The sequence below is a fragment of the Streptomyces sp. NPDC104202 genome (genome assembly GCF_055584185.1).
In genome coordinates this window covers 60,977-75,983 of the sequence record NZ_JBVJMN010000024.1, presented here as the reverse complement: position 1 = coordinate 75,983, position 15,007 = coordinate 60,977, and the positions used below count along the sequence as shown (strand labels likewise).

At 73.2% G+C, this 15,007-nt stretch carries 18 protein-coding genes; 6 read left to right on the top strand and 12 right to left on the bottom strand.

Going from position 1 to position 15,007, the window contains the following annotated elements; all coding sequences use genetic code 11:
- Positions 1-28 precede the first annotated feature (28 nt).
- From ACZ60W_RS17765 to ACZ60W_RS17755, 3 genes are read right to left on the bottom strand one after another with little or no spacing between them, the layout of a single operon-like run.
- Positions 29-1,069: a hypothetical protein gene (locus ACZ60W_RS17765; RefSeq protein ID WP_469756246.1), complete on the bottom strand. Its 1,041-nt coding sequence runs from the start codon at positions 1,067-1,069 to the stop codon at positions 29-31.
- Complete coding sequence (locus tag ACZ60W_RS17760; protein WP_469756245.1) at positions 1,066-1,917, bottom strand: hypothetical protein; 852 nt, start codon at positions 1,915-1,917, stop codon at positions 1,066-1,068. The genes ACZ60W_RS17765 and ACZ60W_RS17760 overlap by 4 nt, the downstream gene beginning before the upstream one ends.
- Positions 1,918-1,937: 20 nt before the next feature.
- Positions 1,938-2,891, bottom strand: coding sequence for a hypothetical protein (locus ACZ60W_RS17755; RefSeq protein WP_469756244.1), 954 nt, complete (start codon positions 2,889-2,891; stop codon positions 1,938-1,940).
- 103 nt (positions 2,892-2,994) lie between these two features.
- Here ACZ60W_RS17755 and ACZ60W_RS17750 point away from each other — a divergent pair, with 103 nt between their 5' ends.
- On the top strand, positions 2,995-3,357 hold the full coding sequence (locus tag ACZ60W_RS17750; RefSeq protein WP_469756243.1) for a DsrE family protein: 363 nt from the start codon (positions 2,995-2,997) through the stop codon (positions 3,355-3,357).
- A 9-nt stretch (positions 3,358-3,366) separates the two neighbouring features.
- Here the strand turns inward: ACZ60W_RS17750 and ACZ60W_RS17745 are convergent, their stop codons facing one another.
- The 8 genes from ACZ60W_RS17745 to ACZ60W_RS17710 form a co-directional block, all read right to left on the bottom strand.
- A complete protein-coding gene (locus tag ACZ60W_RS17745) occupies positions 3,367-3,630 on the bottom strand; it encodes a DUF3099 domain-containing protein (RefSeq protein ID WP_469756242.1) in 264 nt (87 codons plus the stop codon).
- A 152-nt stretch (positions 3,631-3,782) separates the two neighbouring features.
- On the bottom strand, positions 3,783-4,070 hold the full coding sequence (locus ACZ60W_RS17740; RefSeq protein ID WP_017242395.1) for a DUF1416 domain-containing protein: 288 nt from the start codon (positions 4,068-4,070) through the stop codon (positions 3,783-3,785).
- Positions 4,071-4,120: 50 nt separating this feature from the next.
- Positions 4,121-4,966 carry a sulfurtransferase gene (locus ACZ60W_RS17735; protein ID WP_469756241.1) on the bottom strand — a complete coding sequence of 282 codons (846 nt, stop codon included), beginning with the start codon at positions 4,964-4,966 and terminating at the stop codon, positions 4,121-4,123.
- Between the two features lie 167 nt (positions 4,967-5,133).
- Positions 5,134-5,214, bottom strand: a complete 81-nt coding sequence (locus tag ACZ60W_RS17730) for a putative leader peptide (RefSeq protein ID WP_350497993.1) — start codon at positions 5,212-5,214, stop codon at positions 5,134-5,136.
- A 230-nt stretch (positions 5,215-5,444) separates the two neighbouring features.
- Positions 5,445-6,134, bottom strand: a complete 690-nt coding sequence (locus ACZ60W_RS17725) for an LmeA family phospholipid-binding protein (protein WP_469756240.1) — start codon at positions 6,132-6,134, stop codon at positions 5,445-5,447.
- Positions 6,135-6,285: 151 nt separating this feature from the next.
- Positions 6,286-7,524, bottom strand: a complete 1,239-nt coding sequence (locus ACZ60W_RS17720) for a hypothetical protein (RefSeq protein WP_469756239.1) — start codon at positions 7,522-7,524, stop codon at positions 6,286-6,288.
- Positions 7,525-7,534: 10 nt separating this feature from the next.
- A complete protein-coding gene (locus ACZ60W_RS17715) occupies positions 7,535-7,789 on the bottom strand; it encodes a MoaD/ThiS family protein (RefSeq protein WP_384902111.1) in 255 nt (84 codons plus the stop codon).
- 45 nt (positions 7,790-7,834) lie between these two features.
- A complete protein-coding gene (locus ACZ60W_RS17710) occupies positions 7,835-8,668 on the bottom strand; it encodes an alpha/beta hydrolase (protein ID WP_469756238.1) in 834 nt (277 codons plus the stop codon).
- Positions 8,669-8,884: 216 nt separating this feature from the next.
- Here ACZ60W_RS17710 and ACZ60W_RS17705 point away from each other — a divergent pair, with 216 nt between their 5' ends.
- From ACZ60W_RS17705 to ACZ60W_RS17685, 5 genes are all read left to right on the top strand, one after another.
- Entirely contained in the window at positions 8,885-9,694 is an 810-nt protein-coding gene (locus ACZ60W_RS17705; RefSeq protein ID WP_469756237.1) for a response regulator transcription factor, read from the top strand.
- Positions 9,695-9,718: 24 nt separating this feature from the next.
- The gene (locus ACZ60W_RS17700) at positions 9,719-10,744 is read left to right on the top strand and encodes a LacI family DNA-binding transcriptional regulator (RefSeq protein WP_366307818.1); all 1,026 of its coding nucleotides are present in this window, start codon (positions 9,719-9,721) and stop codon (positions 10,742-10,744) included.
- Between the two features lie 135 nt (positions 10,745-10,879).
- The gene (locus tag ACZ60W_RS17695) at positions 10,880-11,956 is read left to right on the top strand and encodes a S1C family serine protease (protein ID WP_469756236.1); all 1,077 of its coding nucleotides are present in this window, start codon (positions 10,880-10,882) and stop codon (positions 11,954-11,956) included.
- A 32-nt stretch (positions 11,957-11,988) separates the two neighbouring features.
- Positions 11,989-12,717 (top strand): response regulator transcription factor, encoded by a 729-nt coding sequence (locus tag ACZ60W_RS17690; RefSeq protein WP_469756235.1) that lies wholly within the window; start codon positions 11,989-11,991, stop codon positions 12,715-12,717.
- Positions 12,714-14,168, top strand: coding sequence for a sensor histidine kinase (locus ACZ60W_RS17685; protein WP_469756234.1), 1,455 nt, complete (start codon positions 12,714-12,716; stop codon positions 14,166-14,168). Before ACZ60W_RS17690 ends, ACZ60W_RS17685 begins: the two co-directional genes overlap by 4 nt.
- Here the strand turns inward: ACZ60W_RS17685 and ACZ60W_RS17680 are convergent.
- Positions 14,133-14,987: a phosphatidylinositol-specific phospholipase C gene (locus ACZ60W_RS17680; protein ID WP_469756233.1), complete on the bottom strand. Its 855-nt coding sequence runs from the start codon at positions 14,985-14,987 to the stop codon at positions 14,133-14,135. The two genes, ACZ60W_RS17685 and ACZ60W_RS17680, sit on opposite strands and share 36 nt — an antisense overlap.
- Positions 14,988-15,007: the final 20 nt, after the last annotated feature.

The following is a 15,007-nucleotide window of genomic DNA, read 5'->3' as shown; positions in this document are numbered from 1 at the left end:
TCGGTGAGGTGGGTCTCGGGCCCGCGCGTCAGCCGAGCAGCTGGTTCTGCAGCGTGACGGTCTGCCGGAAGGGCACCTCCAGGGCCTCGCCCGCCCGCGTCTGCGTGATCAGGGCGAGGGTGTCACCGGCCTGCACATAGGCCCAGCGCGTCTGCTCCGGTCCGTAGGGCTTCTTCTCCCGGAAGGCGGTCGCCTCGGTGTCCGGCACCTCGATGTCCTCCGTGAAGGTCTCCGGGACGAGGAAGTCGACGCCGTCGGGCATCGCCTTGAGGCCGTCGACCTCGTACCCCCCGCGCAGCGTCTCCTCCTCGTACTGCTGCGCGTACGCCACCGAGCCGAACCGGAGCAGGTGGATGCTGGTCCGGGTGCCGTCCGGGGTCGTCCAGGCGCGCACCGCGATGTTCCGCAGGGCGGAGTCGGTGAGCGCCTGGCGCATCTCGGCCCGGTACTCCTTCCCGTAGAGGGAGAGGTACGCGTCGACCGCGACGAACGCGCCGTCCGCCTCCGGGTCGACGGTCGCCCCCGCCGGCGCGGGGAGCAGCAGCTCGCGCGGGTCGGCGTGGTGGACCTCGCCGTCGTTGTCGTCGCCGAACGGGCGGGGCCGGTCGGCCGGCAGCGCCGGCAGGCTGAGCCTCGGGTACTCCCAGCGGCCGTCGCTCTCGGTCGCCAGACCGGGCACGTCCTCCCGGTCGAGCGCCGTGATCCCCATGGCCGTCCCCGCGCCCGCGCCGCCGCACACCACGACGGCGGCCGTCCAGCGGGCCACGGCCCACAGGACGCGCCGGCGCCGCCGGGGCGCGACCGGCACGGGCCCGGGCGCGGACTCGTGCCCGGCCTCCGGCTCCGGCGCGCCCCCGGCCGCGGGCGCGGGCTCGGACGCGGGCGCGGGCTCGGGCGCGGGCGCGACCACAGGATCCGGCTCGGCTGCCGGCTTCGGCTCAGGCTCCGGGGTCGGCTCCGGCGCGGGCTCTGGTGCCGGCGTCGGCTCCGGCGCGGGCTCTGGTGCCGGCGTCGGCGCGGGGGCCGGTTCCGGCGTGGCGGCGGCCGTGTCGGCCGGCTGCTCGGTCATACGTACTCCCCCGGGGAATCGATGTGCCCGAGCTGCTTCTCCAGCAGCTCGGCGACGGCCTTCTGGTCGAGGGGTCCGGCGCCGTACGCCAGGACGGTGACCAGGTACTCGCCGGTGTAGGCGGTGCAGGTCATGGCCCGCAGCGCGGCCTCCTTCTCCTCCTTGTCGCCCTCGGTGGGCTCGGGCAGGAGGTGGCACGCGGCGTTCCGCTCGTGGCCCGCGACCTTCGGCCCCTTGCGGAGCTTCACCGCCTCGGAGAGCTTCGCGCGCACGTCGAAGAAGCTGCGGACCGCCTTCTTGTCCTTCATCTTCAGGACCAGCACCTCCACCTGGAGGTCGCTGTCGTAGGTGGCGTAGGAGCGCAGCGCGATGCCCTGGAGGCCGAGCGCGTCGATGCGCCGCTCGTACTCGCGGCGCTTCTTGCCGTAGACGCCCTTGCCGTTCGCCTTGACGAGGTCCGCGGCCTGCCGGGGACCCAGCTCGCCGTCGTTGCCGTACCCCCCGATGTCGGAGCCCAGCTCGTAGCCGAACGGCATCGGGAGGAGGAGCTTGCTCAGCGGGGTGGAGGCGCGTCCCCGGGAGACGCCGGCGGCCGGGTCCTCGGACTCCGCCTTCGGGGTGGGTTCCGCCCACGCCACGGTCGGCGCGCTCCGGTCGGCGCCGTCGACCGTGACGGCCGTGTAGGCGACGCCGCCGCCGAGGGCACCGAGGACGAGCGCGCCCGTCAGCACGCCCGCCAGGAGACGGCGTCCGCGGCGCGCGGGCCCGGCGCCCGGGACCCCTTCCTCCGGCGTCCGCGCGGCCTGGGCCGCACCGCTCTCCGCTCCGCCGTCCACGACGTCTTCCACGCTCTTGTCCTCCTCGCCGTTCACAGGCGCTCCAGCTGCCGCTCGGCGAGCGATCGGATGTCCTTCTCGGTGATCTTCTTCGTGTCGAAGATCATGATCTCCATGGCGATGTCCCCCCGCTGGGCGAACGCCCGGGCCCCGTAGAGGTCGAGGTACCCGGCCTCGCGCTGCACGGGGTAGAGGAAGTAGCGGCCGTTGCCGGAGCCCTTCAGCTCCTCGCCGCCGGTGCCGGCCTGGTCCTCGTCGGAGGCGAAGGCGATCTGGTCCTCCACGAAGTTCAGCGCGCCGATCTGCGACCCGGGCCGGTACTGGAGGAGGTTGACCGTGACGTGGCGGTACGCGCCCACCTGCCACGAGCGGGCGGCGACGCGGCGGACGCCCTGCTCCAGCTGGAACTCCAGCGCCACGTCGGGCCAGTTGTAGTCGGAGGTGTAGGCGGAGAGCGACACCCACCCGTCCTCCCCCTCGGACTTCGTCCCGGCCGGACGCGGCACCAGCAGCTTCCGCAGGTCGCCGTCGGTCCTCACCTGCCGGTCCTGCTTCGCCGACAGCGGCGCCGGCTCCTCGCCCGCGGGAAGCGGCTCGGCCGGGTGGGCCAGGCCGGGCTGGTTGAGGGCGGCGAGCGGGGTCGGCTCCCGGTCGGCCTGGATGCGGTAGCCGACGGCGGTGCCGCCGACGACGCCGAGGACGGCCGCGACGGCGATCAGCCCGACCGTGCGCAGGACGCGTCGGCGCGGGCGTACGGCGGCGGGCGCGTCGCCCTCGACGACGCCCTCGACGACGGGCGGCGCGACGGGCGGGCCGGCGGGCAGCGCGGCAGCAGGCGTGGCCGCCGGTGCGGTGGCCGCCGGTGTGGCCGACGTCTCGTCGGCCGGGGCGGCGGGCGACAGGACCGGAGGCCCGGGTTCCGAGGCGGGCCGAGGCTCCGCCGGTGGTGCGATATCCGGATTGAGACCGGTTTCTTCGACGCTCAAGAGTCCCCCCACGAGACCTGAAGCGCGGATTCCGTCATCCGCGCACCCCCCTGACACGCGGCGGCCGCATGAGGTTGCAGGGGTGCGCATTACAGTTCGGTATATGGCGAAGAAGCTCGTGATCAAGGTGACCGCAGGGGCCGACGCCCCGGAACGCTGCTCGCAGGCCTTCACGGTGGCGGCCGTCGCCGTCGCGAGCGGGGTCGAGGTCTCGCTCTGGCTGACGGGCGAGTCGTCGTGGTTCGCCCTGCCGGGCAAGGCGGCGGAGTTCGACCTCCCGCACGCCGCGCCGCTGCCGGACCTGATCGAGTCGATCCTCGCGGCCGGCCGGATCACGCTCTGCACCCAGTGCGCCGCCCGCCGGGAGATCACCGAGCAGGACGTCCTCGACGGCGTCCGCATCGCCGGCGCGCAGGTCTTCGTGCAGGAGGCGATGTCGGACGACACCCAGGCGCTCGTCTACTGAGCCGCCGGCTCAGCGGTCCCGGCGCTTCTTGCCGTCCAGCTCGTCCCACCACTCGTCGGACTTCGGGTCCCCGGACGGGTCGTCCCACCAGCGGTCCTCGGGGCCGCGTCGGTTCGCGACCATCGCGGCGACCGGCGGGATGAGCATGGCGACGACGCACATGCCGATGGCGACGGGCATCGAGAAGAGGCGCACGACGGCCCAGGCGCCCACGAAGAGGACCAGGCAGGCACCCATCATCCAGAAGTAGACGTGCCGACGCCGTGCGTACACACCTTCAGCGTACGGCGGGCCGGGCCGCACGGCACCGGCGGAGCAGGTGCCCGCATGTGAAGGCGGAAAGACCGGAGGGCCGTGCCTCTAGTCCTGGAAATGGCGTCCAACCCCCCAGGAGGCACGGCCCTCCGGCCGTTCGGTGTCGCGGATCAGACCGCGATGGCGACCTCGGCCAGGCCACCCTTCTGGGCGACGACCTGACGGTCGGCGGTCCCGCCGGGAACCAGGGCGCGGACGGTCCAGGTGCCCTCGGCCGCGTAGAAGCGGAACTGTCCGGTGGCGGAGGTCGGGACCTCGGCCGTGAACTCGCCGGTCGAGTCCAGGAGGCGGACGTAACCGGTGACGGGCTCGCCGTCCTTGGTCACGAAGCCCTGGATGGTGGTCTCACCGGGCTTGATCGTCGAGGCGTCGGGGCCGCCGGGCTGCGCTCCACACATGATGTTCTGTCCTAACGGTCGAGGGGTCCGGAGGGGAGGAGTCCGGGGGCTTACTTGTTGGCGCCGAGCTCGATCGGCACGCCGACGAGGGAGCCGTACTCGGTCCACGAGCCGTCGTAGTTCTTGACGTTCGTGACCTCGAGCAGCTCGTGCAGGACGAACCAGGTCAGCGCGGAGCGCTCACCGATGCGGCAGTAGGCGATGGTGTCCTTCGCCAGATCGACCTGCTCGGCCTCGTAGAGGGCCTTGAGCTCGTCGTCCGACTTGAAGGTGCCGTCGTCGTTGGCGTTCTTCGACCACGGGATGTTGCGGGCGCTCGGCACGTGGCCGGGGCGCTGCGACTGCTCCTGCGGGAGGTGCGCCGGCGCGAGCAGCTTGCCGGAGAACTCGTCGGGCGACCGGACGTCGACCAGGTTCTGGGCGCCGATCGCGGCCACGACGTCGTCGCGGAAGGCGCGGATGGAGGAGTCCTGGGCCTTGGCCTTGTACGCGGTGGCCGGGCGGGCCGGGACCTCGGAGCCGTCGACCAGGTCGCGGGAGTCGAGCTCCCACTTCTTGCGGCCGCCGTCGAGGAGCTTCACGTCCTGGTGGCCGTAGAGCTTGAAGTACCAGTAGGCGTAGGAGGCGAACCAGTTGTTGTTGCCGCCGTAGAGGACGACCGTGGTGTCGTTCGCGATGCCCTTGGCCGAGAGGAGCTTCTCGAAGCCCTCCTGGTCGATGAAGTCGCGGCGGACCGGGTCCTGCAGGTCCTGGGTCCAGTCGATCCGGATGGCGTTGCGGATGTGGTTCTTCTCGTAGGCCGAGGTGTCCTCGTCGACCTCGACGAGGGCGACCTGCGGGTTGTCGAGGTTGGCCTCGACCCAGTCCGCGTCGACCAGGACGTCGCTGCGAGCCATGCTGTTCTCCTCCGGGGCAGTGTGCGGCGGTGTGGTGCGGGTGGTGCGGTGTGTCGTGCGGTACGCGTCGTCGCGTGCGTACGGACGGCGGACGTGCGTACGGCTTGCACAGGGCGGCCCTGACCACGGAGGGAGGGCCTGAGGAATACGGGAGTGGTGAGTCCCGCTCAGACGGAACGACAGAGCATGGCGGCGACGCGGCACAGGTCTACTGCCCGCCGCTTCGTGAGATCCGCCTGTCGCTTCATGCCCTCGATCGTAGGGACGGACAGGCTGTCGTGTCACCGGCGTGTCGTATTTTGAGACGCGATCGTCCGAGATGCGAGACGCGATTACCGTACGAGGGGGCTCCGGACGCCTCCGTGCCCAGGCGTCCGGTTCGCCTTCTGCGGATCGGACACCGTTGTCTCAGCATGTGGCCCGTGGGGATGGGGAAGCGCCCCGGCACCGGGATCCGGGCCGGGGCGGGTCGGCGGGGTCAGCCCGCCAGGACGACGTCCTTGCCGGTCACGGTCACGGCCAGACCGTCGGGGCGGGGCTCGACCTTCTCCACCCTCATGCCGGCGATCATGCCGATCGGGCGCTCGAAGTCGGTGCGCGCGCGCACCAGTTCCTCCACGCCGGGGATGCCCTCGCCGGGCACCTGGTCGGCGCGGACCCGGATCGTCCCGCCGTTCACGACGGTCACCGTGGAGACGACCGTACGGGTGAGGGTGCGGCCCAGGATCCGGACGCCGCCGGTCACCTTCACCTTGCCGTTCCCGCCGTAGGCGACGGTGGCACCCTGGTCGGCCGCCGCGGCGTTGAGGTCCGCGTACGAGATGAGCGCGGTGCCCGAGGCGGAGCCCGCCTTCGCGCCGGCCCAGTCGCCCGTGACGGTCACGTCCCGCAGGACGGCGGTCAGTTCCTCGACCCGGATGCGCTTCGAACCCGCCGTCGTCTGCACGCCCTTCGCGGTCACGTCGACCTCGTCGAACCGCTTGTCCACCACCTGGGTGAGGAAGGGGAAGCCCTTGATGTCGACGTCCACCGACTCGCTGTCCGCGGCCGACAGCTTCACCCGGCTCGACGCCTCCGACTCGGCGTACGCCACGGCCAGCCGGTCGATCCCGACGAACACCCCGCCCAGCACGAGGGCCAGGACCAACAGAATCCGCAGTGCTCGCATGGGATGCGCGTCCCCCCGGTAGGAAGTCTTCGGTCTGGCGGGTCCCGACCCGGGACCCGGCGTGGATGTGCGTCGGCCCCCCGACACGAAGATCGACGTGTCGGGGGGCCGGTTGGTTCCCGGGGCCGGGCGGGCCCGGCCGGGAGACGGCTCAGACCAGGGCACGGCCGAGCAGGTAGACGGCGGGGGCGGCGGCCGTCAGCGGCAGCGCCACACCGGCGGTCATGTGGACGAAGCGGGACGGGTAGTCGTAGCTCGCCGCCCGCAGGCCGACCAGTGCGCAGACCCCGGCGCCGAGGCCGAGCAGCGCTCCGGAGGTGCCGAGGTCCGTGAGGCCGCCCGCGGCGACGCCCGCGCCCGCCGCCGCGAGCAGCGCGACGACCGGGGAGACCGGGCCGGGCAGCGGCAGGGCCCGGGCGAGGACGGCGGCGGCGACCGCGACCCCGCCGACGACCACCGCGTCGGGGTCGGCACCGAGGTGGCCGGTGGCGACGACGGTCAGCGCCGCGGAGGCGGTGGTGGCCATCAGGCCGTACATCCGCTCGTCCGGGTCGGCGTGGCTGCGGAGCTGGAGGACGAGGCAGAGCAGCACCCAGACGCCGAGCGTGCCCAGGATCGCGGGCGCCGCGTGCTCCCGGCCGGTGGCGAGGAGGGCGGCGTCGGCGACGAGCCCGCCGGCGAACGCGAGCGCGATGCCCTGGCGGGCCGGCCACATGCCGTTGAGCCGGAACCAGCCGGCGGCGGTCAGGCCCTGGAGCAGAACCAGCGGGACGAGCAGCGCGTACGGACCGGCCGCGGCGCCGCCCGCGAGCAGCAGGCCGAGGACGGCGGTCAGCACCGCCGGCCGCATGCCGGGGTCGATGATCGGCGAGCGGCCCTCGGCACGGGCCCGCTGCGCGTCCGTGATCCGCGTGTTCCCCGAGGTGGTGGGCGAGGAGTACGCGGGTCCCGCCGTCTCGGGGGCGGGCGCGGCGACCGGCGCCGCGGCGGGCGGGTAGGACTCCCGGAAGGGCTCCTGGAAGGGCTCCTGGGCCGGCGCGTACGCCGTCCCCGGGGCGTCCGGCCGGCCGGGACCGGCGTAGGCGCCGGCGTGACCGGGGTCCGGCCCGACGCCCTGCCCGGCCCCCTGGCCGAGTCCCCGGTCGCCGTACGCCGGGTACTGCCCGTAGGTCTGCGGATGCGCCTGCTCCTGCGCCCCGTAGGCCGCCGGGGCCTGGCCGGCCTGCGCCTGCGCGGCCCGAGCGGCCCGGACCTGCTCCGGGGAGAGGGCGGGCTGGTACTGCGTGTCCCAGGTCTGGCCCTCCCACGTCTGCGTGACGTCGGGACCCTGCTGCTGCCCGTTCGCGTACGGGTCGTACGGCTGCCCGCCGTAGTACTGGTCGTTGCTCATGTCGTGGGGTTCACCCTCCTGCGAACGGGGGGAGCACCTCGACCGTGCCGCCCTCGGCAAGCCGTACCGTCTCATGGCTCCGGGTCCCGACGGGGTCGCCGTCGACCAGGAACGAGCACCGCCGAAGGACCTGCGCCAGTTCGCCCGGGTGCTTCGCGCGGACCGCGTCCAGCGCCTCCGCCAGGTGCTCGGCGGTGTACGGCTCCTCGGCGACCCCGGCGGCGGCCTTGGCCGCGGCCCAGTAGCGGATGGTTCCCGCTGCCATAGCGGCGCTCCCTTCGTTCGTGTGCGCGCCGCCCCCCATGATGGGCTATGCGCGCGTGAGCCAGTCCCCGAGCCGGCCGAGCAGCTCGTCGTCCGCCGCGTTCTCGGCGTGGCCCATGCCCCGCTCCACCCACAGCTCCGCGTCACCGGCGGCGGCCAGCATCCGCGGGTGGTCGAGCGGGAAGTACGCGTCCCGGTCGCCGTGCACGATCAGCAGCGGGGTCGGCGCGATCAGCGGCACGGCGGCCACCGGCGAGAGCGGCTCCGGGTCCCAGGCGCGCCGCTCGATCCGGGTGCGCAGCCCGTAGCGGCCGACCAGGCGGCCCGCCGGCCGGGTGACGACCCAGTGGACCCGGCGCATCGGGGCCGTCCCCCGGTAGTACCAGCGGGCGGGCGAGGAGACGGAGGCGACCGCGTCCGCGCTGCCCGCCGTGCCCCGCTCCAGGGCCGCGTGCCGCAGCACGACGGAGCCGCCCATGGAGAAGCCGACGGTCGCCACGCGCGCGTGGCCGAGCTCACGGGCCCAGCGGACGGCGGCGGACAGGTCGAGGACCTCGCGGTCGCCGACCGTCGACAGCCCCCCGGAGCCGCCGTGCCCGCGGAAGGAGAAGGTGACGACGGAGGCGCCGCGCTCGGCGAGGACGCGGGCGGCGCGGCGGACGGCGGGCCGGTCGGCCGCCCCCGTGAACCCGTGGGCGACGACCACCGCCGTCCCGGTGACGGCCGTATCGGTGACACTTGCCCCGGAGGGTTCGTACACCGCCTCGATCCGGACACCGTCATCCGTACGCAACATCGCACGCCGGGGCATCCGGGGATGGACGGAAGTGAGCCAGGGAACATCCACGATGTGAAATCGACCCTCTGCCTCGGAACTCATGTGGGCTATTCTGCTTGCCAGAGGATCCGGGCAACGCAGCCCCCGGGTCCTTTTGTGTTTTCCGACCGTTGTTACGGATGGATGAACAAAAGCTCTCAGGGCGCGAGAGCCACACGTGAGCACACATAGACGTCCTCGCAGGGACCGAGGAGGAACCGACGTCATGGACGAGCGAACGACGCACCACCGACCGACGACCTGGGCAGGTGGGGAGCGATGAGCTCACTGCTGCTCCTGACCAACGCCCTCCAGCCGTCGACCGAGGTGCTGCCCGCACTCGGCCTGCTGCTGCACAACGTCCGGGTCGCCCCGGCCGAGGGCCCGGCCCTCGTGGACACCCCCGGCGCGGACGTGATCCTCGTCGACGGGCGGCGCGACCTCCCCCAGGTCCGTTCGCTCTGCCAGCTGCTGCGCTCCACCGGGCCCGGCTGTCCGCTGATCCTCGTGGTCACGGAGGGCGGCCTCGCGGCCGTCACCGCCGACTGGGGCATCGACGACGTGCTGCTCGACACCGCGGGTCCCGCCGAGGTCGAGGCACGGCTCCGGCTCGCGATGGGCCGCCAGCAGATCGTCTCCGACGACTCCCCCATGGAGATCCGCAACGGCGACCTGTCGGTCGACGAGGCGACGTACAGCGCGAAGCTCAAGGGCCGGGTCCTCGACCTGACCTTCAAGGAGTTCGAGCTCCTGAAGTACCTGGCCCAGCACCCGGGCCGGGTCTTCACCCGCGCCCAGCTCCTGCAGGAGGTGTGGGGGTACGACTACTTCGGCGGCACCCGGACGGTCGACGTGCACGTCCGAAGGCTCCGCGCCAAGCTCGGCCCCGAGCACGAGTCGCTGATCGGCACCGTCCGCAACGTCGGCTACCGCTTCGTCACCCCGGAGAAGGTCGAGCGGGCCGCCGAGGAGGCGCGCGCCAAGGAAGAGGCCCGCGCGGGCGCCCGCGTCAAGGACACACCGGCGGACGTCACCCTCCCGGAGGACCGGAACGTGGCGGATGCCACAGTGCGACCTGCCGGTAGGTAGGTCACCCCGCGTAGACTGCCGCGCGTGGCCAAGGTGACGCGGGATGACGTAGCTCGACTGGCAGGTACTTCTACCGCGGTCGTGAGCTACGTCATCAACAACGGACCCCGGCCGGTCGCCCCGGCCACGCGCGAGCGTGTCCTCGCCGCCATCAAGGAGCTGGGCTACCGCCCCGACCGGGTGGCCCAGGCGATGGCCTCGCGGCGCACCGACCTCATAGGCATGATCGTCCCGGACGCCCGGCAGCCGTTCTTCGCGGAGATGGCGCACGCGGTCGAGCAGGCCGCCGCCGAGCGCGGGAAGATGGTGCTCGTCGGCAACTCCGACTACCGCACCGAGCGCGAGGTCCACTACCTGCGCGCCTTCCTCGGGATGCGGGTCTCCGGCCTGATCCTGGTCAGCCAGGGCATGAGCGAGCAGGCCGCGAGCGAGATCGAGGCCTGGGACGCGCGCGTGGTGCTGCTGCACGAGCGGCCCGAGGCCATCGACGACGTCGCCGTCGTCACCGACGACATCGGCGGCGCCCAGCTCGTCACCCGGCACCTCCTGGAACACGGTCACCCGTACGTGGCGTGCCTCGGCGGCGTCCCCAACACCCCGGCCGTCGGCGACCCGGTCGCCGACCACGTCGAGGGGTGGCGGCGCGCCATGGTGGAGGCCGGCCGCTCCACCGAGGGCCGGCTCTTCGAGGCCCCGTACAACCGCTACGACGCCTACCAGGTGGCCCTCAAGCTGCTGGCCGGCCCGGACCGGCCGCCGGCCATCTTCTGCTCCACCGACGACCAGGCCTTCGGCGTCCTCAGGGCCGCGCGCGAGCTGCGCATCGAGGTGCCGACCGAGCTCGCCGTCGCCGGCTTCGACGACGTGAAGGAGGCGGCGCTCACCGACCCGCCGCTGACCACGATCTCCTCGGACCGGCCGGCGATGGCCCGGGCCGCCGTGGACCTGGTCCTCGACGACTCGATCCGGGTCGCGGGCTCGCGCCGCGAGCGGGTGCGCCTCTTCCCGTCGGCCCTGGTCGTGCGCCGCTCCTGCGGCTGCCACGAGTAGCCCGCACCGCGGGGTCCCGCCACCCGGCACCCGAGACCCGCCCCCGCGGGTCTTTATATCGGGCATACAGGGTTCTGTCGGGCTTCTCAGCCCGTCCTCAGACGTCTCTCATCTACGGCTCCGAGAGTCATAGCCATGACGGACTTCCAGGATCAGCACCCGCAGCAGCCCTCCTACCCGCCGAGGCCGCCGTACGATCCGGCGCAGCCGATCACCACCGAGCCGGGCACCACCATCTGGCCGTCCGGCGGGCACGTGCCGCCGCCGGTGGGCCCGCCCGTCACCGCGGCGGCCACCGGCGCCCCCGTCCCCGCTCCCGGATCCCGCCGCCGCGCCAAGCGCGGGGTCGGCCTCATGGCGGCCGTGGCCATCGCGGCCGCGGCCGTCGGCGGCGGTACGGCCACCCTGGTCCAGCAGCTCGCCTCCGACTCCCCCGCCACCGCCTCCTCCGCGGTGAACGGCACCAACGTCTCCGCGAGCAGCACGGGCACCGTCGCCGGCGTCGCGGCGGCCGTCTCCCCCTCCATCGTCGAGATCTCGGCCTCCTCCGGCGCGGGCAAGTCCACCGGCTCGGGCGTGATCATCACCTCCGACGGCGAGATCGTCACCAACAACCACGTCATCTCCGGCGCCTCCTCGATCAGCGTCCAGCTCAGCGACGGCAAGAGCTACGAGGCCACCGTCGTCGGCACGGACCCCGACAAGGACCTCGCCCTGATCAAGCTGAAGGGCGCCTCGGGCCTCAAGACGGCGAAGCTCGGCGACTCCTCCTCGGTGCGCGTCGGCGACGAGGTCGTGGCCATCGGCTCCCCCGAGGGCCTGACCGGGACCGTCACCAGCGGCATCGTCTCCGCCCTCGACCGGGACGTCACCGTCGCCAAGGACGACGACGGGCAGGACCAGCGCCAGCAGCAGCAGTACGACCCGCGGCAGGGCTGGCCGTTCGAGTTCGGCGGGCAGCAGTTCAACGGCGACACCGGCTCGTCGAAGACCACGTACAAGGCGCTCCAGACCGACGCCTCGCTCAACCCGGGGAATTCCGGCGGGGCGCTGATCAATATGAACGGCGAGATCATCGGAATCAATTCGGCCATGTATTCGCCCAGTTCTTCGAGCGGTTCCACCGCCGGAAGCGTCGGTCTCGGATTCGCCATCCCGGTCGACACCGTGAAGGCCGATCTCGACAGCCTGCGCGCGGGCGGCGGCAGCTGACCGGTCCGCGGACGACATGCGACGCTGAGGCCATGACGGGACAGCAGAACGAAGCCGAGCGCATCCTCATCGTCGACGACGAGCCCGCCGTGCGGGAGGCCCTGCGCCGCAGCCTCGCCTTCGAGGGGTACGGCACGCAGGTCGCCGTCGACGGTCTCGACGCGCTCGGCCTGATGGAGTCGTACGCCCCCGACCTCGTCGTCCTCGACGTCCAGATGCCCCGCATGGACGGGCTCACCGCGGCCCGCCGCATCCGCTCCTCCGGCTCGACGGTGCCGATCCTGATGCTGACCGCCCGCGACACCGTCGGCGACCGGGTCACCGGGCTCGACGCGGGCGCGGACGACTACCTGGTCAAGCCGTTCGAGCTGGACGAGCTGTTCGCCCGCATCCGGGCGCTGCTGCGGCGCAGCTCGTACGCCGCGGCCGTCGCCGCCGCCCCGGCCGACACCGACGTGCTGTCCTTCGAGGACCTCCGGATGGACCTGGCCACCCGCGAGGTCACCCGCGGCGGCCGCACCGTGGAGCTCACCCGCACCGAGTTCACCCTCCTGGAGATGTTCCTGGCGCACCCGCGCCAGGTCCTCACCCGGGAGCAGATCCTCAAGGCCGTGTGGGGCTTCGACTTCGAGCCCAGTTCCAACTCACTGGACGTGTACGTGATGTATCTGCGGCGCAAGACCGAGGCCGGCGGCGAGCCGCGCCTCGTCCACACGGTGCGGGGCGTGGGCTACGCGCTGCGCGGAGGAGGCGGGGAGTGACCGCACGTCCGGCGGGGCGCCCGCTGCTGCTCCGCCCGCTGGCCTGGTTCCGCTCGCGTCCCCTGCGGTCGCGGCTCGCGCTGCTGACCGCCCTCGCGGTCGCCCTCGCGGTCGCCGCCGTGTCGCTGGCCTGCTGGTTCGTGACCCGCGCCCAGCTGGAGGCCGAGATGGACTCCTCGCTGCGCAGCACCCGGCTCGACCCGAACGGGGTGCAGAGCCTGCTCGCGATGTGCCGGCAGGGCACCACCCCGCCGCCGGTGGCCGGCTCGTACACCGTGCAGGTCGTCCTCGCCAACGGCAGCGTCTGCACCTCCGGCAAGGCGGCGATCCCCGCCGGGCCGGGCGACCTCGGCGTGGCGCGGGGGCAGCTGGAGTCCGCCCTGCACACCGTGCAGGACGAGGCCGGGCGCGAGATGCGGGTCTACACCTACCCGCAGGAGGGCCCGATCGGCCTCGCCGTCTCCGTCGCCCGGCCGCTCGCGGAGATCGACAACTCGATGTCCACGCTGCGCTGGGTCCTGCTCCTGGTCTCCGGGATCGGGGTCGTCGGCGCGGGCGCGGCCGGCCTGTGGGTGGCGCGGACCGGACTGGAGCCGGTCAACCGGCTGACCGACGCGGTCGAGCACGTCGCCGCCACCGAGGACCTGACCGTCCGCATCCCGGTGGAGGGCGAGGACGAGATCGCCCGGCTCTCCCGTTCCTTCAACGCGATGACGGCCGCCCTCGCGATCTCCCGCGACCGGCAGTCCCAGCTGATCGCGGACGCCGGCCACGAGCTGCGGACCCCGCTGACCTCGCTGCGGACGAACGTGGAGCTCCTCGCCCGCAGCGAGGAGACCGGCCGCGCGATCCCGCCCGACGACCGGCGGGCCCTGATGGCCTCGGTGAAGGCGCAGATGACCGAGCTGGCCGCGCTCATCGGCGACCTCCAGGAGCTGGCCAGGCCCGACACGCAGCGGCCCGGCCCGCTGGAGGTCGTACCGCTGCACGGCATCCTCCGCTCGGCCCTGGAACGGGCCCGGCTGCGCGGCCCCGAGCTGGTCTTCGTCACGGACCTCGCGCCCTGGTACGTCCGGGCGGAGCCGGCGGCCCTGGAGCGCGCCCTGGTCAACGTCCTGGACAACGCCGTGAAGTTCTCGCCGCCGCGCGGCGAGGTCGAGGTGTCCCTGATGCGGGGCGAGCTCACGGTCCGCGACCACGGTCCCGGCATCCCGGCCGAGGAGCTGCCGCACGTCTTCGACCGGTTCTGGCGTTCCCCCTCGGCCCGCAGCCTGCCCGGTTCGGGTCTGGGCCTGTCGATCGTGGCGCGGACGGTGCAGCAGGCCGGCGGGACGGTGTCGCTGTCCCCGGCGGCGGGCGGCGGCACCGTGGCGCGGCTCCGGCTGCCCGGGGCCCCGACGCCGCCGCCCGAGCTGTCAGTTGTGCCGGAGGAGGGCCTCGACCAGTCCTGAGCGGGTGTTCGGGAAGTCCATGGGGACGATCCCGAGCCCGGTCAGGCCGGCCGTCCCGGCGCCGTCGAGGAAGCCGTGCACGCGCGGGTTGAGCCGGTCGGCGTTCCAGCGCGGCGGGAGCAGCGCGGCGGTCGACACGTAGTTCACGTAGAGCCGGCCGGGCTGCGCCACCGCCTTGCGGAAGTGCGCCTCGATCTTGGGGTACTTGGCGCCGGGCTCGGCCATGTAGTCGTCCTGGATGTCGAAGAGCGCGCCGTCGCCGTAGCGGACGCCGGGCAGGCCGCCGTTGTCGGCGAGCAGGACGACCCGGCCGCGGGCCTCGCCCAGGAGCGGCAGCCCGGCGCCGATCCGGAAGAGCGAGCGCCAGCCCCGCCGGTCGAGGTAGTCGTCGAAGACACCGCGGAAGACGGCGTCGGACTCCTCCGAGTACTCCTGCTTGAGCCGCATCAGGACGGTCTCGGAGGGGTGGGCGGCGAGGAAGGCCGCGCAGGCCACGAGGACGTCCCCGAACATCAGGTTCTGGTAGGAGGCCCCGTGGTGGATCGCGAACGACCCGCCGGTGACCCGGCACCGGACGTCCAGGAACCGGATGCCGCTGTCCAGCTGCTGGGCGATCGTGCTGTTCTGGCACTCCGTCCACGGCCCGCCGTACCGCGCGCCCGAGTCGTGCGTCCCGGGGATGGTCAGCCGCTGGAGCGCGGTCCCGTCCCCGTGTCCGCCCATCCACGCGCGCGTGTCCACGGCCGCGGCCGGGGGCGCGCCGACCAGGAGCGCGGCGCCCGCGCCCGCCGCTCCCACGAGAAATCGTCGTCGGTCCATGGCACCGCACTATGACAGGT